29 protein-coding genes and 1 riboswitch are annotated in these 25,048 nt (G+C 39.5%); of the genes, 5 read left to right on the top strand and 24 right to left on the bottom strand.

Features of this window, described 5'->3' with window-relative positions:
- Window positions 1–77: 77 nt before the first annotated feature.
- The 3 genes from cshA to TP70_RS02885 form a co-directional block, all read right to left on the bottom strand.
- Window positions 78–1,565, bottom strand: coding sequence for a degradosome RNA helicase CshA (cshA, locus tag TP70_RS02895; protein ID WP_044359196.1), 1,488 nt, complete (start codon window positions 1,563–1,565; stop codon window positions 78–80).
- A 259-nt stretch (window positions 1,566–1,824) separates the two neighbouring features.
- Window positions 1,825–3,186, bottom strand: a complete 1,362-nt coding sequence (locus tag TP70_RS02890; protein WP_044359195.1) for a UDP-N-acetylmuramoyl-tripeptide--D-alanyl-D-alanine ligase — start codon at window positions 3,184–3,186, stop codon at window positions 1,825–1,827.
- A gap of 11 nt (window positions 3,187–3,197) precedes the next feature.
- A complete protein-coding gene (locus TP70_RS02885; protein ID WP_044359193.1) occupies window positions 3,198–4,271 on the bottom strand; it encodes a D-alanine--D-alanine ligase in 1,074 nt (357 codons plus the stop codon).
- A gap of 157 nt (window positions 4,272–4,428) precedes the next feature.
- Here TP70_RS02885 and TP70_RS02880 point away from each other — a divergent pair, with 157 nt between their 5' ends.
- Window positions 4,429–5,634: an FtsW/RodA/SpoVE family cell cycle protein gene (locus TP70_RS02880; RefSeq protein WP_044359192.1), complete on the top strand. Its 1,206-nt coding sequence runs from the start codon at window positions 4,429–4,431 to the stop codon at window positions 5,632–5,634.
- 59 nt (window positions 5,635–5,693) lie between these two features.
- On the opposite strand, the gene TP70_RS12365 is transcribed toward TP70_RS02880, so the two are convergent.
- From TP70_RS12365 to csoR, 5 genes are all read right to left on the bottom strand, one after another.
- Entirely contained in the window at window positions 5,694–5,834 is a 141-nt protein-coding gene (locus tag TP70_RS12365) for an Lmo0850 family protein (RefSeq protein WP_169743596.1), read from the bottom strand.
- Between the two features lie 85 nt (window positions 5,835–5,919).
- Window positions 5,920–8,103: a heavy metal translocating P-type ATPase gene (locus TP70_RS02875; protein WP_103369522.1), complete on the bottom strand. Its 2,184-nt coding sequence runs from the start codon at window positions 8,101–8,103 to the stop codon at window positions 5,920–5,922.
- A gap of 127 nt (window positions 8,104–8,230) precedes the next feature.
- A complete protein-coding gene (locus tag TP70_RS02870) occupies window positions 8,231–8,434 on the bottom strand; it encodes a cation transporter (RefSeq protein WP_044359190.1) in 204 nt (67 codons plus the stop codon).
- Window position 8,435: 1 nt separating this feature from the next.
- Window positions 8,436–8,657: a putative copper chaperone CsoZ gene (csoZ, locus tag TP70_RS02865; RefSeq protein ID WP_044359188.1), complete on the bottom strand. Its 222-nt coding sequence runs from the start codon at window positions 8,655–8,657 to the stop codon at window positions 8,436–8,438.
- A gap of 14 nt (window positions 8,658–8,671) precedes the next feature.
- A complete protein-coding gene (gene csoR / locus TP70_RS02860; RefSeq protein ID WP_044359186.1) occupies window positions 8,672–8,959 on the bottom strand; it encodes a copper-sensing transcriptional repressor CsoR in 288 nt (95 codons plus the stop codon).
- A 147-nt stretch (window positions 8,960–9,106) separates the two neighbouring features.
- On the opposite strand from csoR, the gene cls reads away from it, so the two are divergent.
- The 3 genes from cls (at window position 9,107) to TP70_RS12195 (ending at window position 11,542) form a co-directional block, all read left to right on the top strand.
- The gene (cls, locus tag TP70_RS02855) at window positions 9,107–10,597 is read left to right on the top strand and encodes a cardiolipin synthase (RefSeq protein WP_044359184.1); all 1,491 of its coding nucleotides are present in this window, start codon (window positions 9,107–9,109) and stop codon (window positions 10,595–10,597) included.
- Between the two features lie 21 nt (window positions 10,598–10,618).
- A complete protein-coding gene (locus TP70_RS02850) occupies window positions 10,619–11,269 on the top strand; it encodes an HD domain-containing protein (RefSeq protein ID WP_044359183.1) in 651 nt (216 codons plus the stop codon).
- Between the two features lie 129 nt (window positions 11,270–11,398).
- On the top strand, window positions 11,399–11,542 hold the full coding sequence (locus TP70_RS12195) for a hypothetical protein (protein ID WP_156962257.1): 144 nt from the start codon (window positions 11,399–11,401) through the stop codon (window positions 11,540–11,542).
- A 79-nt stretch (window positions 11,543–11,621) separates the two neighbouring features.
- Here TP70_RS12195 and yidC read toward each other — a convergent pair whose 3' ends face one another.
- The 5 genes from yidC to TP70_RS02825 all read right to left on the bottom strand — a co-directional run bounded on the left by yidC (window position 11,622) and on the right by TP70_RS02825 (window position 15,600).
- Window positions 11,622–12,491: a membrane protein insertase YidC gene (yidC, locus tag TP70_RS02845; RefSeq protein WP_044359182.1), complete on the bottom strand. Its 870-nt coding sequence runs from the start codon at window positions 12,489–12,491 to the stop codon at window positions 11,622–11,624.
- An 88-nt stretch (window positions 12,492–12,579) separates the two neighbouring features.
- Window positions 12,580–13,218 (bottom strand): thiamine phosphate synthase, encoded by a 639-nt coding sequence (gene thiE, locus TP70_RS02840; protein ID WP_044359222.1) that lies wholly within the window; start codon window positions 13,216–13,218, stop codon window positions 12,580–12,582.
- Window positions 13,219–13,224: 6 nt separating this feature from the next.
- On the bottom strand, window positions 13,225–14,010 hold the full coding sequence (thiM, locus tag TP70_RS02835; RefSeq protein ID WP_044359181.1) for a hydroxyethylthiazole kinase: 786 nt from the start codon (window positions 14,008–14,010) through the stop codon (window positions 13,225–13,227).
- Between the two features lie 2 nt (window positions 14,011–14,012).
- The gene (gene thiD / locus TP70_RS02830) at window positions 14,013–14,819 is read right to left on the bottom strand and encodes a bifunctional hydroxymethylpyrimidine kinase/phosphomethylpyrimidine kinase (protein WP_044359220.1); all 807 of its coding nucleotides are present in this window, start codon (window positions 14,817–14,819) and stop codon (window positions 14,013–14,015) included.
- 76 nt (window positions 14,820–14,895) lie between these two features.
- Window positions 14,896–14,995, bottom strand: a riboswitch (TPP riboswitch).
- Window positions 14,996–15,246: 251 nt separating this feature from the next.
- Window positions 15,247–15,600 carry a single-stranded DNA-binding protein gene (locus TP70_RS02825; protein WP_044359180.1) on the bottom strand — a complete coding sequence of 118 codons (354 nt, stop codon included), beginning with the start codon at window positions 15,598–15,600 and terminating at the stop codon, window positions 15,247–15,249.
- Window positions 15,601–15,790: 190 nt separating this feature from the next.
- On the opposite strand from TP70_RS02825, the gene TP70_RS02820 reads away from it, so the two are divergent.
- Entirely contained in the window at window positions 15,791–16,225 is a 435-nt protein-coding gene (locus TP70_RS02820) for a YwpF-like family protein (RefSeq protein WP_044359178.1), read from the top strand.
- A gap of 31 nt (window positions 16,226–16,256) precedes the next feature.
- Here the strand turns inward: TP70_RS02820 and fabZ are convergent, their stop codons facing one another.
- The 11 genes from fabZ to atpB all read right to left on the bottom strand — a co-directional run bounded on the left by fabZ (window position 16,257) and on the right by atpB (window position 25,026).
- Complete coding sequence (gene fabZ, locus TP70_RS02815; RefSeq protein ID WP_044359177.1) at window positions 16,257–16,697, bottom strand: 3-hydroxyacyl-ACP dehydratase FabZ; 441 nt, start codon at window positions 16,695–16,697, stop codon at window positions 16,257–16,259.
- Between the two features lie 63 nt (window positions 16,698–16,760).
- Window positions 16,761–18,026, bottom strand: a complete 1,266-nt coding sequence (gene murA / locus TP70_RS02810) for a UDP-N-acetylglucosamine 1-carboxyvinyltransferase (protein ID WP_044359176.1) — start codon at window positions 18,024–18,026, stop codon at window positions 16,761–16,763.
- Between the two features lie 128 nt (window positions 18,027–18,154).
- Complete coding sequence (locus tag TP70_RS02805) at window positions 18,155–18,385, bottom strand: DUF1146 family protein (protein WP_044359175.1); 231 nt, start codon at window positions 18,383–18,385, stop codon at window positions 18,155–18,157.
- A 160-nt stretch (window positions 18,386–18,545) separates the two neighbouring features.
- Window positions 18,546–18,950 carry a F0F1 ATP synthase subunit epsilon gene (locus TP70_RS02800; protein ID WP_044359174.1) on the bottom strand — a complete coding sequence of 135 codons (405 nt, stop codon included), beginning with the start codon at window positions 18,948–18,950 and terminating at the stop codon, window positions 18,546–18,548.
- 22 nt (window positions 18,951–18,972) lie between these two features.
- The gene (atpD, locus tag TP70_RS02795; RefSeq protein ID WP_044359173.1) at window positions 18,973–20,385 is read right to left on the bottom strand and encodes a F0F1 ATP synthase subunit beta; all 1,413 of its coding nucleotides are present in this window, start codon (window positions 20,383–20,385) and stop codon (window positions 18,973–18,975) included.
- A 23-nt stretch (window positions 20,386–20,408) separates the two neighbouring features.
- On the bottom strand, window positions 20,409–21,275 hold the full coding sequence (gene atpG / locus TP70_RS02790; RefSeq protein WP_044359172.1) for an ATP synthase F1 subunit gamma: 867 nt from the start codon (window positions 21,273–21,275) through the stop codon (window positions 20,409–20,411).
- A 31-nt stretch (window positions 21,276–21,306) separates the two neighbouring features.
- Entirely contained in the window at window positions 21,307–22,818 is a 1,512-nt protein-coding gene (atpA, locus tag TP70_RS02785; protein ID WP_044359171.1) for a F0F1 ATP synthase subunit alpha, read from the bottom strand.
- A gap of 27 nt (window positions 22,819–22,845) precedes the next feature.
- Complete coding sequence (locus tag TP70_RS02780) at window positions 22,846–23,385, bottom strand: F0F1 ATP synthase subunit delta (protein WP_044359169.1); 540 nt, start codon at window positions 23,383–23,385, stop codon at window positions 22,846–22,848.
- Complete coding sequence (locus TP70_RS02775) at window positions 23,385–23,900, bottom strand: F0F1 ATP synthase subunit B (RefSeq protein ID WP_044359167.1); 516 nt, start codon at window positions 23,898–23,900, stop codon at window positions 23,385–23,387. The genes TP70_RS02780 and TP70_RS02775 overlap by 1 nt, the downstream gene beginning before the upstream one ends.
- A gap of 151 nt (window positions 23,901–24,051) precedes the next feature.
- A complete protein-coding gene (atpE, locus tag TP70_RS02770; RefSeq protein ID WP_044359165.1) occupies window positions 24,052–24,264 on the bottom strand; it encodes a F0F1 ATP synthase subunit C in 213 nt (70 codons plus the stop codon).
- Window positions 24,265–24,306: 42 nt separating this feature from the next.
- Window positions 24,307–25,026, bottom strand: a complete 720-nt coding sequence (gene atpB / locus TP70_RS02765) for a F0F1 ATP synthase subunit A (RefSeq protein ID WP_044359163.1) — start codon at window positions 25,024–25,026, stop codon at window positions 24,307–24,309.
- Window positions 25,027–25,048: the final 22 nt, after the last annotated feature.

The following is a 25,048-nucleotide window of genomic DNA, read 5'->3' as shown; positions in this document are numbered from 1 at the left end:
TTTGGCGTTATACAGTCTTCCAAACATATAAAAAAAGGCAAGACAATACCCCGATTGTCTCACCTGTATAGCCATCATTATTTTTGATGATCTGCAAACGTACGACCTTTTTTCACTTTGCCATCACGTTTATTTTTGAAGTTTCCTTTTTTATTGAAACTTTGTTTATGGTTACGGCTGTTTTTGCCGTGGCGTTTATTACCGCCGCCTTTACGGTTACCACCTTTAGGTCCACGTGTTTTACGTGCAAGTGGTTTTTCAAATGTTAATTGTACTTCAACTTCATCATTTGATTCAACAAGCTCTTGTAAAAGTGCTGTCACAAGATCTGATGCTTCATATGTCTCAAGTAACTGCTTAGCAATGCTTTCAACACGTGGTTCTTTGTCGGCAGCCATCCATTTTTCTACCTTGTTTTTAATTTCATCTTCACGTGCTTGCAATACTTCTTTACGATGTGGTGGTCGTAATGCGCGCATTTGACGACGGTTCGCTTGTTCAATTTGACGGATATAGTCCATCTCAATTGGGTTTACGAAAGTTACCGCAATACCATGTTTACCCGCACGACCTGTACGTCCAATACGGTGCGTATAGCTTTCAGTATCTTGAGGAATATCAAAGTTATAAACGTGGCTTACACCCGAAATATCAAGACCACGTGCTGCAACGTCTGTCGCAACTAAAATATCAATTTGATCGTTCTTGAACTTTTTCAAGACTTCTAAACGCTTCGCTTGTGTGATGTCCCCATGAAGACCTTCAGCTTTGTAGCCTTTTGATAACAATGCACTTGTTAACTCATCAACACGACGTTTTGTACGTCCGAATACGATCGCAAGTTCTGGTTGATGCACGTCTAAGAAGTTTGTGAACGTTTCAAATTTCTCAAGTTCTTTCACAATTGTATAATATTCATCAATTTGTGGATCAGAAATTTCGTTATTCATTGTTTTAATAATTTTAGGTGATTTCATGAACTTTTGTACAAGTTCTTGAATCGCTTTAGGCATTGTTGCCGAGAATAGCATTGTTTGACGATTTTCTGATGGCAATTTATCCATAATATAACGCATATCGTCGATGAAGCCCATGTTCATCATTTCGTCTGCTTCGTCTAAAATTAATGTTTCGATTTGTTGTGGTTTCAACGTACGACGGTTCAAGTGATCAATTACACGTCCCGGTGTCCCAACAACGATTTGTGGACCACGTTTGAGTGATTTGATTTGACGGTCAATCGGCATACCACCGAATACTGTTACAACTTGAACTTTTTGTCCGCGACTGAATTCGCGTAATTGTTCTGCTACCTGCATCGCAAGCTCACGTGTTGGCGCTAAAATTAATGCGCGAACGCCTTCTTGACCGATAACTTTTTCAATAAGTGGGATACCAAATGCGCCTGTTTTTCCTGTCCCTGTTTGCGCTTGTCCCAATATGTCAATATTTTCGAGTGCGTATGGGATACTGTCTTTTTGGATGGGGGTTGGCTCAGTAAATCCCATTGCCTCGAGGGTTTCAGCTGTACGTTCTGAAACGCCTAATTCTGTAAATTTTTGCAAAGTAATTCTCCTTTTTATTTCGAAATTCTCATATAAGTTTGTCAAATAATTTTAATCTAACTTCTACATATTACCACCTAAGGACTAATATCGCAATAAATGGAAGTAAGTCTCTCACATTGATCAAGCCAAAAACAATAGGTTTTACCATTTTGTATTTCTTTGTCTATAACATGCGAAAGCTTACAGCAACGCAGAAAAAATGACCTTAACAGCTACCAACGCAGTCATTAAGATCATTTTTTATAAATATTTATTTTTAAACAGTAATCAATGCCTCTACAACTTCTTCTAATTTCATGCCACGAGAGCCTTTCACTAATACAACGTCTTCGCTTTCAAGCATGGCTGATAACGTCTCAATCAATTGGTCTTTAGAATCGAAATGTTTCGCTTGGCGCACGTATGGTGCACCCGCCTTATTTAACGCTTCTGATGCTTCTCCATATGTGAAGAGCACATCAATTGCCTTATCAGCTAAGTAGCGACCGACCTCTGCATGTAGCGTCGTTGATTGTGGTCCTAACTCTAAAACATCGCCAAACACGAGTATTTTACGTCCAGCCATTTGCGTTAAAGTATCAATCGCTGCTTTCATACTTGTCGGACTGGCATTGTACGCATCATTAATAACCACGGCACCATTTTGTGCTGTGAATCTTTGCATGCGCATACCTGTCAATTCAAGCTGTTGTAACTGTTGTCGAATCGTTTTATCATCGACACCCAACGCTTTTGCAACTGCAATGGCATAGGCAGCATTTTTCATATTATGCGCACCTAATACAGGAAGCTGATACGTTTCTTTACCATTTAATATGAAAGTGATACCTGATGCATCGTGTGCAGTCACTTCACATTGAATGGCATTCGTTTCGGCTGTGCCAATCGCTGTCGCATCCAATGACGCTACGCCTTCCACCAACTCAGCAAGTAGTGGTTCATCGCCATCATAGAACAAGCGACCATTCGTCTTCAAACCAGAAATAATTTCAAACTTTGCTTGCGCGATACCTGCACGAGATCCTAAATCTTGCATATGTGATTCGCCAATATTTGTAATAATTGCAAAGTCAGGTCGTGCAATGTCTGACAAAAGTTCAATCTCGCCAAAACCAGACATGCCCATTTCTAAAATGGAAACTTGCGTATCTGATGATAACGCTAAAATCGTTAACGGCATGCCGATTTCATTGTTGTAGTTACCTTGTGTTTTTTGCACTTTGTAGTTGGCTGACAAGACGTTTTCTAACATATCTTTTGTCGTCGTTTTGCCGTTTGATCCTGTCACAGCGATAACAGTCGGGTCTACTTCACGCAAATAAGCTGCTGCAAGTTGTTGTAATGCTTGCAACGTATCTTCTACATAAATTACAGGTCCTTCTGACGGCGCAGTCACTTCACTATGCTTATCAAAAAATGTTGCTGCCGCGCCATCTTGTAACGCTTGTGCACTAAAACGATGCCCGTCGACACGTTCCCCATTAAAAGGAATGAATAATTGTCCCGCTTCGATATGACGTGAATCGATTGTCACACCTTGAATCATGACGTCTAAGTAGCGGTCGTCTATTTCACATGTGATCCATTGTGCAAGTTGTCTCAAGCTGATGTTTATCATTGTTATAACCTCTACTCGTCAATACGATATTTGTTCAAATGCTTATCTGCATGGCGCTCTTTTGCAAGTTCAATTAATTTCGTAATCAATTCTGAATAAGGAATGCCCATGTTTTCCCAAAGTTTTGGATACATGCTGTATGCGGTAAAGCCTGGCATCGCATTTGTTTCATTGATATAGATTTGTTGATCTTCCGTTACAAAGAAGTCTGCACGTAATAATCCTGAACAATCTGTCGCTTTAAACGCTTCAATTGCCATATCACGTAACGTCATTTGTACCTCTTGATCCAACTCAGCAGGAATACTTAACTGTACTTTGCCGTCTTTATACTTCGCTTTATAGTCGTAGAAAGAAACGTCTTTAATAACTTCACCTGGCCATGTTGTTTCAGGGTAGTCATTACCTAATACTGCTACTTCTACTTCACGTGCATTGACACCTTGTTCAATCACTAACTTACGGTCGAATTGGAATGCTTCTTCAATCCCACGAATAAGTGCTTCTTCATCTTCACATTTGCTAATCCCTACACTTGAACCTAAGTTCGCTGGCTTAACAAATACTGGGAATTCTAATTTATCTTGTACTAATTTTAAAATATTATGTTGATATTTTTCATATTCGCTACGTAAAAAGCTCACATATGGTAATTGTGGTAAACCTCTATGCGCAAATAATTGTTTCATCACAAGTTTATCCATTGAACTTGCCGCTGCGAGTACACCGTTACCAACGTAAGGAATATCGAGTACTTCAAATAAACCTTGAATCGTCCCATCTTCACCATTTGGTCCGTGTAACAATGGGAATACTGCGTCATAGCGTCCACCTTGGCTTGACGTTGTTAACATTTCTGAAATTTGACCTTCTTCAACTTCTTCTAAACGTAACGCATCAATATCTGTTACTTCATCTGTAATGTTTTCTTGCTTTTTCCATTGTCCATCGTTTGTAATATAAATAATGTCTATTTGATATTGCGATTTATCAATTGCGTTCAATACATTCTGAGCTGTTAAGATCGAAACATCATGCTCGGCGCTCTTCCCACCGTATATAATACATAAAGCTTCTTTTGACATAGTTCCGCCTCCAAAATAATTTATACAAAACCATATTACCACGCCGTCTCTTTATTATGCATTTATTTTTGTACAATATTAGCAATTTTATTACATGTTATGTAAAATCGTTATATAATAAACCTTAAAGAAATTTTTTAGCATAAAGGAGATTGCAATGGCTTCTTCACGTCAACAAACGCAAAAATCATTTTTTCGCCGTTTGGATTGGAAACTCATTAGTTTAATTTTAATACTCTGCATCATCAGTGTCACAACGATTCATTCTGCAATGGGTGGTGGCCAATACAGCGTGGACTTCGGTGTCCGCCAAATATTTTATTACGTTTTAGGTGGCATCATTGCTTTTATGATTATGCTCGTATCGCCTAAAAAAATTCGTAAACACGTGAATATCGTCTACGGTATTTTCGTTGTTTTGTTAATTGGCTTGATCATCTTACCTGAATCAAGTTTTACACCGATTATTAACGGGGCGAAAAGTTGGTACCGCCTAGGACCTATCAGCATTCAGCCTTCAGAATTTATGAAAATCGTCTTAATATTAGCGGTATCCAAAGTCGTTGCACAGCACAATCGCTTCACATTTAACAAGTCACTGGAAACAGACTTCATGTTGCTCGTTAAAATATTTGGTGTGACAGTCATTCCAATGGGACTCATCTTATTACAAAACGACTTAGGTACCACACTCGTGTTACTCGCTATTATTGCAGGTATTGTCGTTGTCAGTGGTGTCACTTGGAAAATTCTAGCCCCATTGTTCGGCTCAGCCATTGTACTCGGTGGCGGATTAATATTATCGATCATTTACAATCCAAGCATTATTGAAAATATTTCCGGTATTAAAACATACCAGCTTGGCCGTATTAATTCTTGGTTAGACCCATATGCTTATAGCACAGGAGATGGCTTCCACTTAACCGAATCAATGAAAGCCATCGGTTCAGGTCAATTAATTGGGAAAGGGTTAAACAATGGTGAAGTGTACATTCCAGAAAACCATACAGACTTTATCTTCTCAGTTATCGGTGAAGAATTTGGTTTTGTCGGCGCGGTAATTGTACTCGGTATTTTCTTATTACTCTTACTGCACTTAATTCGACTTGCAAGTTCATCAGAAGACCTATTCAACAAATCATTTATTATCGGTTATACAAGTCTTCTATTATTCCATATCGTCCAAAATATCGGCATGACGATTCAATTACTACCGATTACAGGGATCCCGCTTCCGTTTATTAGTTACGGCGGAAGTTCGTTATGGAGCTTAATGGCAGGTATCGGTGTTATTCTGAGCATTCATTATCATGCACCTAAAAAATATGACGCAACAGCCATCCAGTCACGTACGACAAGATAACAAAAACCACTTCTTGCAGCTTGGTAAGAAGTGGTTTTTTATCGTTCTATGAAATTGTGTTACTTCAGTTTTTCCGGTGCGACAGTTGTGTTCGGCAGTGATCTCATGATATCCAATCGTGATTTCGTCTTTTTCACTGTAACCCCAATTGATGATAACATTTTCACCACATTGTATAACTTATCGTTAGGTTTTGCCATATTATCACCCCAAATAGTCAACCTATTACTGCCATCATACCGTAAAATCGACATCATTACTATGTTAAATTAAAATTAATTCTTTTTATTTTGAAATGTGTTTTAATCTTAATGCGTTTAATACAACAGATACTGAGCTAAATGCCATTGCTGTTCCTGCTAACCACGGTGCTAAAAAGCCCATTGCCGCAAACGGAATACCGATCATGTTGTAACAAAATGCGAAAAAGAGATTTTGTTTAATGTTACGGATTGTGAGATGACTCAATTTAAGCCCTTCTGCCACATGTTGTAAGTCGCCTTTCACAAGCGCAATATCGGCAGATTCTAATGCGATATCAGAGCCTGAACCCATCGCAACACCAATATTACTTTTCATTAAAGCTGGCGCGTCATTCAAGCCATCGCCAACCATCATGACTTGATGTCCTTTTTGTTGTAAATCATCGATCACTTGTGCTTTTTCTTCCGGTTTAACACCAGCAATCACATTTGTAAGACCGAGTTCACGACCAATCGCACGTGCTGTCGTTTCACTATCGCCACTCAACATAATCAACTCGTAGTTAGGCTGAAGTGTTGCCAGCACTTGTTGGGCCTCCACTTTCGGTTCATCACGTATACCTAACACTAATTCCAAATGGCCGTCCACTGTCATGGCAATCACCGTTGCACCTGATTGTTGTAAGTCCGTCACTGTTTGACGTGCCACTTCATCAACTGTTGCATGCTGTTCTACAAAGCTGATTGCACCGATAACGACTTGATGTCCTTCAATAACACCAGAAATACCATTACCTGTATGGGTCGCATAATCCTCAACCGGACGAATTTGTTCATGTTCAAAATAGCGAACGACCGCTTTGGATAATGGATGTTCGGATTGTTGTTCCAAACTTTTAATGTAGCTACCTACAACGTTATTGGCCGTTAAGCGATGTTCGGCAATCACTTTAGGGTCGCCCACTGTTAATGTGCCTGTTTTATCAAATACAATCGTATCAATATGATGCGTTTGTTCTAAAGCTTCTGCTGTTTTAAATAAAATGCCTGCTTCTGCCGCACGTCCAGATCCTACCATAATAGACGTAGGTGTTGCCAAGCCAAGCGCACATGGACATGCGATAACAATGACCGCAATAAAGATTTCCAATGCTTGTGATAACTCAAACGGTGTAATCCAAAAGTACCATACAAGAAATGCAAGGAATGCGAGTGCTACGACAACAGGTACAAAGACGTTTGACACTTTGTCTGCTAAACGTTGAATTTGTGGTTTATCGCCTTGTGCTGATTCAACGACTTGTATAATTTGATTTAACACCAAATCTTCGCCCGTATGCGTCACTTGTACTTTAATAAAGTTCTGTTGGTTTAATGTACTGCCGATAACGGTATCGCCTTTCACTTTATCAACCGGAATACTTTCACCTGTTAACATCGACTCGTCAACCGTTGACCAACCTTCAATAATCGTACCGTCTAGCGGAATTTGCTCTCCACTACGTACGCGGACAATATCGCCCACTTTTACCTCTTCAATTGCGACACGTTGAATCTCGCCATCTCGCTCCACTTCAGCATCACGAACTTGAAGCGCCGCCAATTTTTCAATAGCGTCACTCGCATGCCCTTTCGCACGTTTTTCAAAATATTTACCTAATAAGATAAGCGTAATAAGCACTGCACTCGTTTCAAAGTAAAGCGGCACGTGTCCCATGTCGTGAGCATGTGCAAACATTAAATAAATGCTATAAAAATATGCTGCAGAAGTCCCCATCGCAACAAGGACATCCATATTTGCACTTTTATTCGATAACGATTGGTACGCCCCTACATAAAATTGCCAACCTAAACCAAATTGGACAGGTGTTGCCAAAATTAATTGAAACCATGGATTCATAAATAAATCGGGCACTGGGACAAAACTTAAAAATGAAAAATGTCCAAACATCGTATACAGCAACGGTAACGATAAAATAAGTGCCGCAATAAATTTATACTTTTGTTGTTTTAGCTCACGTGCTTTTCGTGCTCGTGTTTGTTCTTGCGTTTCAATTGGATGTGCTTGAAAACCGATTTTAGCAATGCGCTCAAAAATCTCATCTTGGCTAATTTGAGCAGGGTCATAGCTGACAGTCCCTTTCTCCATCACAAGATTAACATTAGCAGATTCTATTCCCGCCTCTCGATTCAACGTACGCTCAATACGTGTCGCACAGGCTGCACAGTTCATACCAGATATTTTAAAAGTCTCTTTATTCATGATTATCCACTCCAATACCTACTAGGGGTATATTGTTGTTTTAAAGAAAGAGCGGGCTAAGAGGCTATTCATTTTTCAGGACATGCATGATTGATATCCTAGCCTCTTCAGTCACCCACTCATTGAATTGTTACTTCACATCATAACCTGCATCGTAAATGCGTTGTTTTACATCATCTAATGCTGCATCGTTTGTTACTTCAACATCCACTTTATTCTCAGCTGGAAAAGCTTCCACTGTCACAACATCTTTATTTTCTTTCACCGCTGTTTCTACCGCATGTTTGCAATGATCACAACTCATACCTTCTACTGCAATTGTATGTTTCGCCATATTAATTCTCTCCTTTATATGAATTGATAACAGCATAACCCGCATCATAAATTTCTTTTTCCAATGTATTAAGGTTCGCTGGGGTTTGATACCTCAATTTAACCTTCTGTGCATCCATATCAATCTCGACCGACTCAACACCGATCATATTCTGCAATCGTGTTGCCAGTTGGACTTTTTGTTCCTGCGTTTGCAAACCCGATATGAGTACCGTACTCTCCACTTCTTGTCCACCTCCTAATCTTTCATTAGCTTTTGGAATGTCACTAATAATTCATCCATCGCTTGTTGCTCATTGCCCGCCTCAACTTTGTGCATAATACACCCTTTCATATGGTGTTCTAATAACTTCGTCGCAACGCCATTAAGCGCTGAACGCGTCGCACGAATTTGCGTAAGCACATCATCACAATAAACATCTTCTTCTATCATACGATTAATCGCACGAACTTGACCTTCAATACGATTCAATCGAGATTGCAAGTTACGCTTAGTTACTTCTGAATGATTCGCATGCTCTATCATCTTATCACCCGCAATTTTTTAATTTCTGTTCGTTATACCTTTATAATATACCCCATATAGGTATATGTCAAATATAAAAATTTACTCATCATTTCTTACAAAAAGTGATACAATGTGAAAAAGATATAAAGAAACGGAGCTGAGCATATGAGCGAATTAATCATATCCTTTTTAACAGATGGCAATGCAATCGCCAATTATATTTTTATCGGTCTGTTTCTTCTGAATTTATCATTCGTCTTCACGATTATTTTCATGGAGAGACGGAGCGCTGAGTCCATCTGGGCATGGATACTCGTACTAGGTTTAATCCCAATCATCGGTTTCATCGTCTACCTATTATTCGGACGTCAAATACAACGTAAATCTCTGTTTAAACTAGATGAGTCTGATCGTATCGGTTTAGAACGCATTGTAAATGAACAGCTGCAAGAACTTAAAGATGGTACATTCCATCCGAACAATCCACATTTACAGTCATACAATCATATGATTCAAATGTTGCTATACAATAATGCAGCGTTCTATACAAACCACAATGAAATTGAATTAATTACAGACGGACATGAAAAATTTGATCGTTTGAAAGAAGACATTCGACAAGCTAAAAAATATGTTCATATTCAATATTACATTTTCCGTAATGATATGTTGGGCAGTGAAATTCTAGCACTCTTAGAACAAAAACTTGATGAAGGTCTTGAAGTGAAAATGTTATACGATGACATGGGCTCTCGTACATTGAAACTTCGTGATTTTAAAGCCTTTCGTGAAAAAGGTGGACAAGTCGAGTCGTTCTTCCCATCAAAATTACCACTGATTAACTTGCGTATGAACAATCGTAACCATCGTAAAATCGTCGTTATTGATGGCACAATCGGTTACGTAGGTGGCTTTAATGTCGGTAAAGAATACTTAGGTTTGTCTAAAAAATTCGGTTACTGGCGTGATACACACTTGCGCATTCAAGGAGAAGCCGTCAATGCTTTGCAATTGCGTTTTATTCTCGACTGGAATTCACAAGCACACCGTAACAACATTGAATATGACGACAAATACTTCCCAGAAAATCATGTGAATACCGAGCATAATACCGGCGTACAAATCGCATCAAGCGGTCCCGATGAGTCATGGGAACAAATCAAATACGGTTACCTTAAAATGATTTCAATGGCAAAAGAATCTATTTATATTCAAACACCGTATTTCATTCCAGACGGTGCCTATATGGATGCGTTAAAAATCGCAGCACTCGGTGGCGTAGATGTCAATGTGATGATTCCGAACAAACCGGATCACCCTTTCGTTTATTGGGCAACATACAAAAACGTCGCAAGCTTGTTAGAAGCGGGTGCACGCGTTTACATGTATGATAACGGCTTTTTACACGCTAAAACGATGACAATCGACGATGAAATTACCAGCGTCGGTACAACCAATATGGACCACCGTAGTTTTACATTGAACTTTGAAGTGAATGCCTTTATTTATAATGAAGATTTCGCTAAAAAAGTACGTCAAAGTTTTGAAAAAGATTTAGAAGTTTGTTCCGAACTTACACAAGAACGCTATGAACAACGTGGGCTATGGATTAAGTTCAAAGAAGCAATCAGTCAATTGTTGTCACCGATACTATAATCGTTATGAGGGTTAAAGAAGATGCAAACACATATTCAAGCAGCATATGACTATATGTCGAACGTGCATGCACAAGATACAACAGGACACGATATTGCACACGTCAAACGTGTCCATAAACTCGCCCAATCATTGGCAAAAGCTTATCCAGAAGCAAATCATTACGTCATTGAAATGGCAGCATTACTACATGACACGGTCGATGATAAACTAGTAAATCCAGATGACGCCTATCGGACACTCAACGCGTTTCTTGACGATTTAGGTGTCACAACCGAATATCAAGACGCCATTCGGTACATCATCCAACATATGAGCTTTCGCCAAACACACCATGTTGGAAAGCTACAAACGATTGAAGCACAAATTGTGCAAGATGCTGATCGTCTCGATGCACTCGGTGCAATCGGCATCGCACGTACTTTCCAATTCGCAGGCCATTTCAAAGAGCCGATGTGGACGAGCGAAGCAACATACGAGGTATTGCGTACACATTCGATTGCACTCGATACACTGTCGCCATCCGCGATTAAACATTTTTATGAAAAATTGCTCTTGCTAAAAGACTTAATGAACACACCTGAAGCACAAGAACTGGCTTTACAACGCCATCAATTTTTAGAGCAATTTTTAGACCAGTTCTTCGCAGAGTGGGATATTGCAGAACAATAAAAAATACTTCATCTTTTATGGTGGGATGGCATATGCTGTCTCACTTTTTTTGATAACTTCAAAGCAAACTTTCAAGTTGTAGGATAGCTTAACGGGAGGTTGCTTAAACGCAGGCGTACCTATTGTGTTGTGAGATATATTCAGAGTCATGATGTAATCGTTTCTATTACGAGACGCCTTGCAATGTTAGCCGAAGCGGGCAATAAAGAAACGATGGTACTGAAAAAGCGCACACCCCATCAAGATTGTACGCTTGGACATGCCCATCTATGACGCATATGAAATTATAAAAAAACGCCCGATTAAGTAATCATATCGACGATCACTTAATCGGGCGTTTCGCGTTATTTAATTATTTCTTTTTCTTCTTTTTGCTTACAACTTGTGTGTTTTTGCCTGTTTTGTTAGCTTCTTTCTTTTCTGCTTCCATCTTGTTGATTAAAACAGCCACTTCTTCTTTCGCTTTTTTGCTATAAACAACATTTGCGAAATAAGTTTGAATCACAAGGAATGCAGCTGATACAGACCAGTAAAGACCTAATGCCGCTGCAGATGTATATGAAATCCAGATGATCATAATTGGTGAGATAATCATCATCATATAACCCATTTGCTTTTGTTCTGCTGGCATGTTTGATAACGATACGTATGCTTGTAAGAAGTATAAAATACCGGCAATTAATGTAATCCAAATATCAGGTTTGTCTAGTTGGAACCACATAAAATCAGAGTATTTCGTAATGCCGCCGCCTGTTGGGTATCTTAAGACGAAGTAAAGACCCATGATGATAGGCATTTGAATAATCAATGGTAAACATCCAATCATGCTAGACATTGGATTCATACCATATTTTTTATACACTTGCATCATTTCTTGGTTGGCAGCCATTTTGTCTTCTTGTGTACGTGCACGTTTCACTTTTTCTTGTGCTGCTGTAATATCAGGTTTTGCAATTTGCATTTTTTCACGCATCATGTGCATGTTTTTGTAGTTAGATAACATCAATGGTAATAACACAATACGTACAACTAATACGATAATAATAATCGCAAGACCATAGTTATTATTAAGTTCATGACCTAGCCAATGAATCAAGCTGTCCATCGGTTGAACGAACGTATTGTAAAAGAAACCATCCCTATTTTCAGGCTTGCTATAATCACAGCCCGCTAAAAATACGGTAATACCTAAAAGCATTGTTAACAGTGCTTTGTTCTTCATTTTTCCACCTCTAAAGTATTATTCACATAAATGTCATTTTATCATATAACTTATTTAGGTGGAAACATTTCAAGGTAATAAAGTAAATTTATTTGAAATACTGTAAATAACGTGACACAGAGTTTTCAATATTTTCACTTTGTGTAATAGATGAAATTGTTGCGATACCGTCAGCGCCATTATTGACGATTGATGCGACATTTTCTTCTGTAATGCCCCCTATTGCTACAATGGGGATGACTTCATCATAACGACGCATACGACGAATCATTTCAATACCACCCGCTGCTTTAGCGTCGCTTTTCGACTGTGTTTTATAGACAGGTCCGACGCCGATATAGTCAACGTGCGTTAAATCAGATTGATCATATTCTTCAAAGTTGCTGACACTTAAGCCGATAATTTTATCTTTTGCTTGTGCATAAAAGCTTTGAACCGCTGCATCATCTTGTCCAACATGTATGCCGTCTGCATCTATTTCTAACGCTAAGGCAACATCGTCATTCACTATAAACGGCACATTGTACGCGCGACATAAACGTTGTAATGCCAATGCTTTTTGCTTTTTTGCTTCTCCAGTCAGCGCAGAAGGCCCTTTTTCACGAAATTGAAACATTGTAATACCAGCTTTTAATGCCGTTTCAAGAACGCTATCTAACGTGCCGTTTTTCACATCTTGTGTACCGGCAATAAAATATACACGTAGTTGTTTACGATCAAATGTCATCATTGTTCACTTCTCTCTTTTTATCTCTTGTTGATAACAAGCTGTTGTTGTTTGATTCAATTCATCTAAAAATACAGTCGCAAATGTTCCTGGCAAGTCACCACCTGCTGTTGATGCGGCACGTTCTGCAGAAATCGTATAGTACGAAATTGCTGACGCCAGTTTCTCTATAGATGGGTGCGTCTCTTTCAATAAGAAACTTGCCACCACCGCACCTAACAAACAACCCGTACCAGTCACCTTAGCGAGTAATGGTGTGCCATTTGCTAAAGCAACACTTTTATCATCTTGAACAATAACGTCTGTTTTACCTGTCATCACAATAGCGGCATTATATTTGCGGTGTGCCTGCTCTGCAATATCAATAGACACGTCTTCAACTGTACTATCTGTACCTTTCATCGTTGCGCGATCATCAACGAGCGCTAATATTTCTGACGCATTTCCTTTGATAACAGTGACATCAATTTCTTCTAAAAAACGACGACAAAAATCTTTTCTATATTGTGACGCGCCAACAGCTACTGGGTCAAAAACAATCGGTACGCCTTGCTTATTTGCCTCTGCTGCAATTTTTAACATATCTTCGCCACACTGCTCTGTCAGTGTACCAATATTAATAAGTAACGCTTGTGCCACTTTAAAGAAATCAGCCGCTTCTTCAGGTGCTTCACTCATTGCTGGGCTTGCACCTAAGCTAAGTAAGCCATTCGCAGTGAAATTTTTTACAACGTCATTCGTATAACATATAACGAGTGGTTGTGTATCACGTACTGTTGCTAAATAATCCATGTTTAATTCCATCCCTTAATTGCTTGATAAGCAAAGTGATTGACTGGACCTCTGCCACGTCCAATCTCTGGCGTATGTTGAATAGCTAAAGAAATAAAATCTTTTGCTTTAGCGACTGCATCATACACTGAGCGTCCTTTCGCGAGTTCAGCTGTAATGACCGCTGAAAACGTACATCCTGTCCCGTGCGTATGTGCGGTAGGGTAACGTTCATGTGTAAACGTATAATGACCTTCACGCGTAAACAAGTAATCTGTCGCATCTCCTTTAAGATGACCGCCTTTGATTACGACACCTTTCGCACCGACTTCATGAATAAAAAAGCGACCTGCTTGATGAATTTGGTCAACACTTTCTAGCTTAATGCCTGATATTTCTTCCGCTTCAGGCACATTCGGTGTTGCCACATCTGCATATGGCAGAAGTGTTTCTTTCAATTGCTTGCGTACGCTGTCTGCCATAAGAGAATCGCCACTTTTAGCGACCATAACAGGATCTATGACGTAAGGAATATCTATTTGTTTTAAATACTTTTCGATGATTGCCATCATTTCAGGTGTTGGAATCATACCCGTTTTCAATGCATGTGGCGGTTCATCATTAAATACACTTTCCAACTGTTCTTCTAACCAAGCAGGTTCCAGGTTATGAATATGTTGCACGCCGAGTGAATTTTGTGCCACGATGCTCGTGATGGCACTCATACCGTAAACACCACACGCATGAAAAGACTTTAAGTCCGCCATCGCACCTGCACCACCCGATGGATCTGTGCCTGCTATCGTTAACGCAATTTTTGGTTTCTGTATCATTTGATTACCTCCAAGTCATATTATTAATACACATAGACTACTCAGAGGCATCAAAATCAATTGTATTTTGATACATTTTTTCGAGCTACTTCCCTACGTTGGTATCATCCAAATCAGGTTCAAAGGGTTTGAAGTTGTCTTCATCTCAGCTAATAGCGCCCCTAGTAGTCATATATTATTAATTTACTTTAATGTAGCAAATTGCCCCTCCTTTTTCAAATGAATGCGTTAGCACCCATAAATATAATGCCCTATGTATGTGAGACGGGTCCACGCCTGACGCATTGTGCAACCCGCCTCTAAAATAATACAAAAATCGTTCTAATGAGTAATTAAGCGTGTTCTTGGAAATAATTAAGAGAGTGGTTTTTAACGTTCATTATTTGGTGGTGGAAGGTTTTGGATTAGGATTTAAAAATTAAAATTAGGCAAGGGTCTTTTCGCTCTGTTCGCTTGTGGGTGGGACTTCAAGCTTTTCAACAGATTCAACAACTATTTCTGTAACAAAGCGTTTTTCATCGTTCATTTGATAACGACGTGTTGTCAGATAGCCTTCAATAGAAAGTATATCGCCTTGTTCTGCTTCTTGTTCAATTTGTACTGCAATGGGACCAAATGCTTTACAATTGAAATAGTCAAAAATAGGACGATCATCTTTCCCTTTGAAACTACGTTCTACAGCTAGTGAAAATGAAATAAACTGGCTGCCTGGCTTTTCATAGTACTTAGGTGCTTTAGTGACAGTGCCGATTGCTTTAATTTGATTGATGGGCTTCACCTCCTGCCATCATCATAATCCTTTTGCGCTTTAAAATGCAATTCGAGTTTCGTCACTTTTTAACATCATAAAAGGCATGTTATTTAAACTTTTTACAACTTGACTGATAATGTTGTTCTTATTTAAGCTATAATGAAAGGTGTATATTAAAAAATCGTATAATTTAAAAAACTTAGGGGACGGTGGTTTCATGAAGACTTTTAAAGCTGTACGTTTTCAAATTGTATCCGAAAATAGCAGCGTGACAGAGTATGAGTTAATAGACGGTGTCATTATTAATAAAGAAGACCGTGGTACAGGTTGGCTACTAGAAGTGGTCATCTCTGATATTCATAAAGAAGAAATGACTGCTTATATGGAAGAGAATACGTTGTTAAATATACGTGTCGTCATCACACGTCCTTCCAATGATCCCGCACTATTCGATGCAACAATCAAACATATTACGCAGCTCCAAGATAAAATCTCAGTCATTTTTGAATGCCACATTTACACATTACGCCAAGTCTATGCAGAAAGCTTGTTAGAAGAACTTGTCAATGAAGGCCTAGAAGGTGAAGCATTGACGAAAACATTCAATCGCATGATGCAATCAAAACCTCGCTTAAAAGACGAACGCCAGTAAGTGCAAGTTACACTTCTGGCGTTTTTTTCATCTATTCAGGCGATTGTAATGCAAATGTCAATTCACAACTACAAGCGAGTTGTCCGTCTACTGTTGCTTTCGCTGTCCCTTTACCAATCGGCCCTTTAATTTTTGTAATTTCTACTTCTAATCTCAGTGTATCCCCAGGCACGACCTGTCTTTTGAAACGACATTTATCAATACCTGCAAATAATGCGAGCTTCCCTTTATTTTCTTCACTATTCAACATTGCGACTGCACCTGTTTGTGCAAGTGCTTCAGTGATAAGTACGCCCGGCATCACTGCGTAATCGGGGAAATGTCCTTGGAAAAATGGTTCGTTTCCTGAGACTTGTTTAATCCCAACACAGCGTTGCCCCGGTTCGTATTCAACCACTTTGTCGATCAACAAAAATGGTTGACGATGTGGGATGATTTTCTTAATGTCATTATAATCAAAAATAGTTTCCATTAAACTTTAACCTCCTCGCGCTGGCTAATACTGCCATACACGTCATTCTCAAACGAGCAATGTTTACGCATTTACACGCTCAATATCTGCACCGAGTGCTTTTAACTTACCGTGGAAGTCTACGTAGCCACGGTCAAGGTGTTTTAATTCTGTGACTGTCGTTTCACCTTCCGCAACAAGACCTGCTAAAATAAGCGCTGCTGCTGCACGTAAATCTGTCGCTTTTACTTGTGCACCTTGTAATTGGCTCTTCCCTTGAATTTTTGCGTTGCGACCTTCTACCGAAATATTTGCGTTCATACGTTTAAATTCTGCAACATGCATAAAACGATTTTCAAAAACTGTTTCTGTTACAATTTTATGCCCTTCTGCCGTTAACAACAATGCCATCATTTGTGACTGCATATCTGTAGGGAAACCCGGATGTGGAAGCGTCTTGACGTCCACAGGTTGTAACTCTTCAGGTGCCGTTACACGAATACCATCTTCATGATATTCAAGTTCTACACCCATCTCTTCTAGCTTATAGACTAAGCTCGTCATATGCTCTTTAATGGCACCTTTCACGAAGACATCACCACGTGTAATCGCAGCTGCAATCATTAATGTGCCGGCAACGATTCTATCAGGAATAATCGCATGTGCCACACCTTTCAATGTGTCTACACCATGGATTGTAATTGTGTCTGTCCCAGCGCCTTTCACATCGCCACCCATTTCGTTGATGTAGTTCGCTAAGTCTACAATTTCAGGTTCACGTGCAACATTTTCAAGTACAGTACGTCCTTTCGCTAAAGACGCTGCCATAATAATGTTTTGTGTCGCACCAACACTAGGGAAGTCCAAATGAATGTCACACCCTATTAAACCATTGGGTGCTGTTGCATGTATAAAGCCTGCTTCTTGATGAATTTCAGCACCTAACGCTTCAAATCCTTTTAAATGTTGCTCAATCGGACGTGAACCAATCGCACAGCCACCCGGTAATGCGACTTTCGCAACGCCTAATCGTGCAAGTAAAGGTCCCATTACAAGAATACTCGCACGCATTTTGCTGACATACTCATAAGGGGCTTCTTCGCTAAGTTGTTGCGTCGCATCTACTGTAACGACTTGCGTTGCTGGATCATATGCCACATCTGCATTCAAAACACTTAATACGTTATTAATTGTATCTACATCGCTTAACGGTGGCACGTTGTGCAATTCACTTTTTCCTTCACTCGCTAACAATGATGCCGTAATAATTGGTAAAACGGCATTTTTTGCACCTTCTACCGCTACTGTCCCTTTTAAAGTTTGACCGCCTCGTACAATAATTTTATCCATCTTCAAAAATCCTCCACTATCTCTCTAAACACTTTTCTTAGTTGCTCGATTCCATATTGCTGACTCGTGACGAAAGGATGCTTGTATCGTATCTCATCCCATCACTAAAATGCCCCTTCTCCTAATCGTTAAAACAAATATTTAATTTGCGTTGAAAACTGTAATAAATCAATTACAAAATTGCTGACACCGGTCCCAATCGCAATGGCTAAAAAGATGATAGCAACTTGCACTTGGACAGGGTATCCTTTTTTAAAAAATTGCTCTAGCCTCAGCGCATTTAATGCCCAGTAGGCAACACATATGCAAAGCACATGCATTATAATATGTGCAATCGCAAACTGACCTAAATATTCCATGACGTTGCTCCTTTACACACAAATCTACATTAATTTTACATGATTTTTTCATCAAATCATACTATTAGTACTTATATCTTGTAGAATACTTTTGAATATTTGAGAGAAGGCAAAAGAAGGTTTAGCGCATCTCACGCTAAACCTTCTTTGCTTGAAAATATTATTTGAATTTGGCTACTTCAATACGGTTTTCTGCACGTTTCAAAGCACGTTCAGCACGTTTCATATCCGTATCTTCTTTGTCGCCTTCAAGATAAAATGTTGCACGCTGTTTCGCCGACTTCGCACGTTCTAAATCAATGTCTTCTGCCGATTCCGCAGATTGAACTAAAATATTGATTTTTTCACGGCGAATTTCAGCAAATCCTTCAGTTACAGCTATATAATCAGATTTACCGTCTTTTGTCACTTTGATATGACCAATTTTTAATGGCGCAACCGTCGGAATGTGACCATGCATCACACCCATTTCGCCTGCTGTTGTTTGTAAGACAACGATTTCTGCATTGTCTTCGTTATAAACAGAACCATTAGGAGTGACGATATCTAAGGTTAATGTATTCATTATCCAAGCCTCCTAATTTGAATTATACTTCAACACCCATATCTTTTGCTTTGGCAATTACATCATCAATGCCGCCGACTAAACGGAAAGCATCTTCAGGGATATGGTCATATTTACCTTCCAAGATTGCTTTGAAGTCTTGAACTGTATTTTTAACCGGTACATATGAACCTGGTTGACCTGTAAATTGTTCTGCTACGTGGAAGTTTTGAGATAAGAAGAATTGAATACGACGTGCACGTTCAACTGTTTTCTTATCTTCATCAGACAATTCATCCATACCAAGAATTGCGATGATATCTTGTAATTCACGGTATTTTTGAAGTGTTGATTGTACTTGACGCGCGACTTCATAGTGCTCTTGACCTACGATTGTTGGTTCTAAAGCACGTGATGTAGAAGCCAATGGGTCTACCGCTGGGTAAATACCCATCTCACTTAATTTACGCTCTAAGTTTGTTGTTGCATCTAAGTGCGCGAACGCTGTTGCTGGCGCTGGGTCAGTATAGTCATCGGCAGGTACGAATACCGCTTGGATAGACGTTACAGAACCTTTCGTTGTAGATGTGATACGCTCTTGTAATTGACCCATCTCAGTTGCAAGTGTTGGTTGGTAACCTACGGCAGAAGGCATACGGCCTAATAACGCTGATACCTCTGAACCGGCTTGTGTGAAACGGAAGATGTTGTCGATGAACAATAATACGTCTTGACCTTGTTCATCACGGAAGTATTCTGCCATTGTAAGACCTGATAATGCAACACGCATACGTGCACCAGGCGGCTCGTTCATTTGACCGAATACCATCGCTGTTTTCGCGATAACGCCACTGTCTTTCATTTCATAGTAAAGGTCGTTACCTTCACGTGTACGCTCACCTACACCAGCGAATACCGAAATACCACCGTGTTCTTGAGCGATGTTGTTGATTAATTCTTGGATTAATACAGTTTTACCTACACCGGCACCACCGAATAGTCCGATTTTACCACCTTTAATATAAGGGGCTAATAAGTCAACAACTTTAATACCTGTTTCTAAAATTTCTACTTCTGTAGAGAGTTCATCAAATGTTGGTGCTTGACGATGAATTGGATCACGACGTACAGATGCATCAATTTCACCATCTAAGTCAATGTGTTCACCTAATACGTTAAATACACGACCTAATGTCGCATCACCTACTGGTACGCTGATTGGTGCTCCTGTGTCTTTGACTTCTGCACCACGTTGTACACCGTCAGTAGAGTCCATTGCAATTGTACGCACAACGTCATCACCTAAGTGTAGCGCAACTTCTAAAGTTAAACTCTCAGATTCGCCATCTCTAGGTACTTCAATCACAAGTGCATTATTAATATTTGGCATTTCGTCATGCTCAAAGCGCACATCGATGACTGGACCCATGACCTGAGTTACACGGCCTAATCCCATGTTTGTTCCTCCTTGTAATCAAATTATTCCAATGCTGCTGAACCACCAACAATTTCAGTAATTTGTTGCGTGATGGCTGCTTGACGCGCACGGTTGAATTCTAAAGATAAATCATCAATCATTTCAGTTGCATTATCAGAGGCATTCTTCATTGCATTCATACGTGATGCATGTTCACTTGCCTTCGCATCTAAAATTGTGCCGTAGATTAAGCTTTCAATATATTGTGGTAGTAATACCTGTAATATTGAATCTTTGTCCGGTTCGAATTCGTAAGATGCCATGTTGCCATGACCCACACTTGAATCCTCAGAAGATAATGGTAACAACTGTTTGCTTGTTGGTTTGTTTTCAATGACACTAATGTAATGGCTATAGTATACATGCAATTCGTCTATTTGTTCGCTGACATATAAATCAACGGCACGTTTCGCAATTGCTTGTACAGCCTTAAACGATGGTTGATCTGGAATGTCCGTTAAGGCATTCGCAACTTGATAACCGCGGTTTTGAAGGAATGACACACCGATTTGTCCGAGAACGATGATGCTGTATTCCTCTGGGCTTTGATGACGCGCTTCGATGTCGCGTATCATTTGCTTCAATACGTTTGCATTATAAGCACCTGCTAAGCCACGATCACTCGTTAAGACCATGTAACCGACGCGCTTTGTAGGACGTTTTACAAGCATCGGGTGTGTCGATGACGTATTGGTACCCGCAATTGCTGTAATCGCATCTTGCATTTTGTCCATGTACGGTCTAAATGTTTTAGCATTACGCTCTGCTTTACGCAATTTTGAGTTGGATACCATGTTCATAGCGCTCGTGATTTGTTTCATCTTTTTGGTTGATTTTATACGAGAATCTATTTCTTTTAAAGAAGCCACTATCTCACCACCTTCATCAATTAAATATCAATTATTGCTCTGTTCTTTTGAATCCTTTTTTGAATTCATTAATCGCCGCTTCAAATTTATCGTCAGCAGGTAAGTTACCTGTTTCGCGGATTTCAGTGAAGATGTCGTTTGCATTCACTTTTGTCCATTCGATAATTTCATCTTCAAAGCGTGTAATGTCTTCAACTGGAATATCATCAAGATAACCACGAGTTAACGCATAAATAATTAATACTTGATGTTCAACTGGTAGTGGTTTGTTTTGATCTTGTTTCAATACTTCAACTGTTCTCTTACCACGTTCAAGTTTACGTGATGTTGCTTCGTCTAAGTCAGAACCGAATTGCGCAAATGACTCAAGCTCACGGTATGACGCTAAGTCAAGACGTAGCGTACCTGCAACCTTCTTCATCGCTTTAATCTGTGCAGAACCACCTACACGAGATACTGATAAACCGGCGTTGATCGCTGGACGAATACCAGAGAAGAATAAGTCAGATTGTAAGAAGATCTGTCCATCTGTAATAGAGATTACGTTTGTTGGTACGTATGCAGAAATGTCCCCTGCTTGTGTCTCTACGAATGGCAATGCAGTGATAGATCCGCCACCTAATTCATCGTTAAGCTTTGCAGCACGCTCTAATAAACGACTATGTAGGTAGAATACATCACCTGGGTATGCTTCACGGCCTGGTGGACGACGTAATAATAATGATAACTCACGGTATGCAGCCGCTTGTTTTGTTAAATCATCATATACGATCAACACGTGTTTGCCGTTGAACATAAATTCTTCAGCGATAGATACACCTGCATATGGTGCGATGTATAACATTGGCGCTGGTTGTGCAGCAGACGCTGAAACAACGATTGTGTAATCAAGTGCACCTGCTTGACGTAATTTTTCAACTGATGCACGTACTGTTGATTCTTTTTGACCGATTGCAACGTAAACACAGATCATATCTTGATCTTTTTGGTTTAAAATTGTATCAATCGCAACAGTTGTTTTACCTGTTTGACGGTCACCGATGATTAACTCACGTTGACCACGACCGATTGGTACAAGCGCGTCAATGGCTTTAATACCTGTTTGTAAAGGCTCATCTACAGATTTACGTGCCATAACGCCTGTTGCTTTTTTCTCGATAGGGCGTGTTTTCGTCGTGTTTAATGGACCTTGGCCATCAATTGGTTGACCTAATGGGTTTACAACACGACCGATAAGTTCTTCACCAACAGGTACTTCCATGATACGACCTGTTCGTTTCACTTCGTCGCCTTCTTTGATTTCGTCGAATGGTCCTAAAATAACGACACCGACGTTTGTTTCTTCTAAGTTTTGAGCCAATCCAAGAACGCCGTTATGGAATTCTAATAATTCCCCCGCCATAACGTCGTTTAATCCGTGAACTAATGCAATACCGTCACCAATTTGAATAACTGTACCTACATCTGTTACTGACATCTCAGACTCATAGTTTTCAATTTGTGAGCGAAGTAATGCACTAATTTCTTCAGCTTTTATGGCCATCTATGTCACTCCTCTTTTATATCATAATTAATAAACTCTGCTAAATTGTTTAACAAGTTGATTCAAATCATTTTGGATACTGCCATCATAGACTTTCGTACCGATTTTCACACGCACGCCACCAATCAATTCTGGATTTACTGTGCTGTGCAGATTTAAATCTTTAAGACCCGTACGATCTAGTAACGCACGTTTCACTTGTTCTAATTCTTCGTCAGAAAGTGATGCTGCAGATTCAACGTAGGCATCCGCCAGTCCATGAAAAGCATAATAACTTTCTTCAAATGCACGATAAATCTCAGGCAACAAACGGAAATTACGTTGTGTTGCAATCACTTTTAACGTGTTCATCAAGTATGGATGTACACCTTGAAAGACTTGCGCAACCATGTCACGGCGTTCATTCGCTGTAATTTTTGGTTCGTAATCCATCGTTCCTAAAAGATTCTTTTCGTTGCGAACTGCTGTATGAATTTCTGTTAATTCATCGTAGACTTGCGTTAACACTTCCGCTTTCAAAGCAACATCGAAAAGTGCTTGGGCATATTTTTGAGCTACATTAGCCATTACTTATCCCCTACCTCTTTAATGTACTTTTCTACGAGTGCTTTCTGATCTTGTTCAGAAATTTCTTTGCGTAAAACTTTTGATGCAATTAATACTGAAAGCTCAGAAACTTGGTTATTGATTTCAGCTAATGCACGTTCTTTCTCACTATTGATTTCACTTTGCGCCGTTTCAATCATGCCATTCGCACGTTTGTTTGCTTCGTGGATGATTTCTTCTTGTTGGCGACGTGCTTGTAACTTCGCATCTTCAATAATTTTATGAACTTCATCTTGTGTTTCTTTTAAGATTTTTTGATTTTCTTCTTCAAGACGTTGCGCATTTAATTTTGCACGTTCAGCGTCATCAATATCTTGATTGATAGAACGCTCACGATCGTCCATCACTTGTTTTAATGGTCCCCATGCATATTTTCTCAATAGCACTAACAAAATTGTAAATGTGACTAATGTTGCGATAATGTCACCGATGTTAACGCCACTTGCTGATGCAAAGGTAAATAAGTTGGCAGTCACTATGCTGTACACTCCTTTCAATCATTTCATTCATTACATAAAACGAATGGCGAAGGTCTATGCTTGTTAGACTTCGCCGCAGACAATAGCACTTGATAGATCCAAGGCATTATCTCGATATCGTCATGACTCGAGCTACACTTACACGTTATTATTGGAATAATACGATGAATGTGATAACTACGCCGATGATTGGAAGTGCTTCAACTAAACCGATACCGATAAACATGATAGACATTAATTGCGTACGTGCTTCTGGTTGACGTGCAACACCTTCTACTGTTCTAGATACGATAAGACCGTTACCAATACCTGCACCTAATGCTGATAAACCGATTGCGATTGCTGCTGCGATTAAATTCATTATATATTTCCTCCTAAATGTTAAAAGTTAGATTAATTTTATTTAATGGTCGTCTGCCACTTTGTGTGACATGTATACCATTGATAACATGATAAAGATATACGCTTGGATTGAACCGATAAAAATTGAGAAACCTTGCCAAATAACAAGTCCAGGAATACCGATAATCCAGCCAATTGCTGTAGTGGTTACACCTGCCAATAGACCTAATAAAATCTCACCGGCATAGATGTTACCGTAAAGACGCAAACCAAGTGTTAATGTTGATGCGAATTCTTCAAAGATATTAATAGGTAGCAACGCTTTATATGGTGTTGCATAGTTTCTAGCGTATGCTTTTGGCCCACGCAACTTCACACCATAGTAGTGTGTAAGTAACACCATCATTGTCGCAAGTGTTAAAGTGACATGTGCGTCAGCGGTTGGTGATTTCCACCATAGCTCATGATCGACAACGACTGACATCGGTAATCCGAGCATATTTGCAACAAAGATAAATAGTATCAATGTCACCGCTAAGAAGTGGAATTGTCCCCCTGTCTTCCATGCCATGTTACTTTCGATAACCCCTCGTACAAAGTCGAATACCCATTCAATGAAGTTCTGTGCACCTTTTGGTCGTTTTTGAAGATTACGTGTACATGCAATCGCAATCACAAAGACAATGACTGCTGTAATCAAAAGCATCATGATTGTAGATAAGTTGAAGTTAATATCTACGCCAAGAAAGTGCCATGTTACAATAGGATCTTGGTGTTTCATTTTTTGGATTTCACCTCTTTTC

Source organism: Staphylococcus microti (assembly GCF_000934465.1).
Taxonomy (GTDB): Bacteria; Bacillota; Bacilli; order Staphylococcales; family Staphylococcaceae; genus Staphylococcus; species Staphylococcus microti.
The sequence above is the reverse complement of the archived record's forward strand: the minus strand, read 5'-3'. Positions and strand labels throughout refer to the sequence as shown.

Coding starts and splice junctions, on each gene's coding strand:
- TP70_RS02890 (WP_044359195.1), bottom strand. CDS start 3,186: ATGATAAACATCAGCTTGAGACAACTTGCACAATGGATCACATGTGAA.
- atpD (WP_044359173.1), bottom strand. CDS start 20,385: ATGGGATTAGGCCGTGTAACTCAGGTCATGGGTCCAGTCATCGATGTG.
- thiM (WP_044359181.1), bottom strand. CDS start 14,010: ATGGATTATTTAGCAACAGTACGTGATACACAACCACTCGTTATATGT.
- thiE (WP_044359222.1), bottom strand. CDS start 13,218: ATGACATTTGATCGTAAACAACTACGTGTATATTTTATTGCCGGTACA.
- cls (WP_044359184.1), top strand. CDS start 9,107: ATGAGCGAATTAATCATATCCTTTTTAACAGATGGCAATGCAATCGCC.
- TP70_RS02880 (WP_044359192.1), top strand. CDS start 4,429: ATGGCTTCTTCACGTCAACAAACGCAAAAATCATTTTTTCGCCGTTTG.
- TP70_RS02870 (WP_044359190.1), bottom strand. CDS start 8,434: ATGGCGAAACATACAATTGCAGTAGAAGGTATGAGTTGTGATCATTGC.
- yidC (WP_044359182.1), bottom strand. CDS start 12,491: ATGAAGAACAAAGCACTGTTAACAATGCTTTTAGGTATTACCGTATTT.
- TP70_RS02850 (WP_044359183.1), top strand. CDS start 10,619: ATGCAAACACATATTCAAGCAGCATATGACTATATGTCGAACGTGCAT.
- TP70_RS12365 (WP_169743596.1), bottom strand. CDS start 5,834: ATGGCAAAACCTAACGATAAGTTATACAATGTGGTGAAAATGTTATCA.
- atpB (WP_044359163.1), bottom strand. CDS start 25,026: ATGAAACACCAAGATCCTATTGTAACATGGCACTTTCTTGGCGTAGAT.
- atpA (WP_044359171.1), bottom strand. CDS start 22,818: ATGGCCATAAAAGCTGAAGAAATTAGTGCATTACTTCGCTCACAAATT.
- fabZ (WP_044359177.1), bottom strand. CDS start 16,697: ATGGAAACTATTTTTGATTATAATGACATTAAGAAAATCATCCCACAT.
- TP70_RS02805 (WP_044359175.1), bottom strand. CDS start 18,385: ATGGAATATTTAGGTCAGTTTGCGATTGCACATATTATAATGCATGTG.
- TP70_RS02885 (WP_044359193.1), bottom strand. CDS start 4,271: ATGTCAAAAGAAGCTTTATGTATTATATACGGTGGGAAGAGCGCCGAG.
- murA (WP_044359176.1), bottom strand. CDS start 18,026: ATGGATAAAATTATTGTACGAGGCGGTCAAACTTTAAAAGGGACAGTA.
- TP70_RS02800 (WP_044359174.1), bottom strand. CDS start 18,950: ATGAATACATTAACCTTAGATATCGTCACTCCTAATGGTTCTGTTTAT.
- csoR (WP_044359186.1), bottom strand. CDS start 8,959: ATGATAGAGCATGCGAATCATTCAGAAGTAACTAAGCGTAACTTGCAA.
- TP70_RS02780 (WP_044359169.1), bottom strand. CDS start 23,385: ATGGCTAATGTAGCTCAAAAATATGCCCAAGCACTTTTCGATGTTGCT.
- TP70_RS02820 (WP_044359178.1), top strand. CDS start 15,791: ATGAAGACTTTTAAAGCTGTACGTTTTCAAATTGTATCCGAAAATAGC.
- atpE (WP_044359165.1), bottom strand. CDS start 24,264: ATGAATTTAATCGCAGCAGCAATCGCAATCGGTTTATCAGCATTAGGT.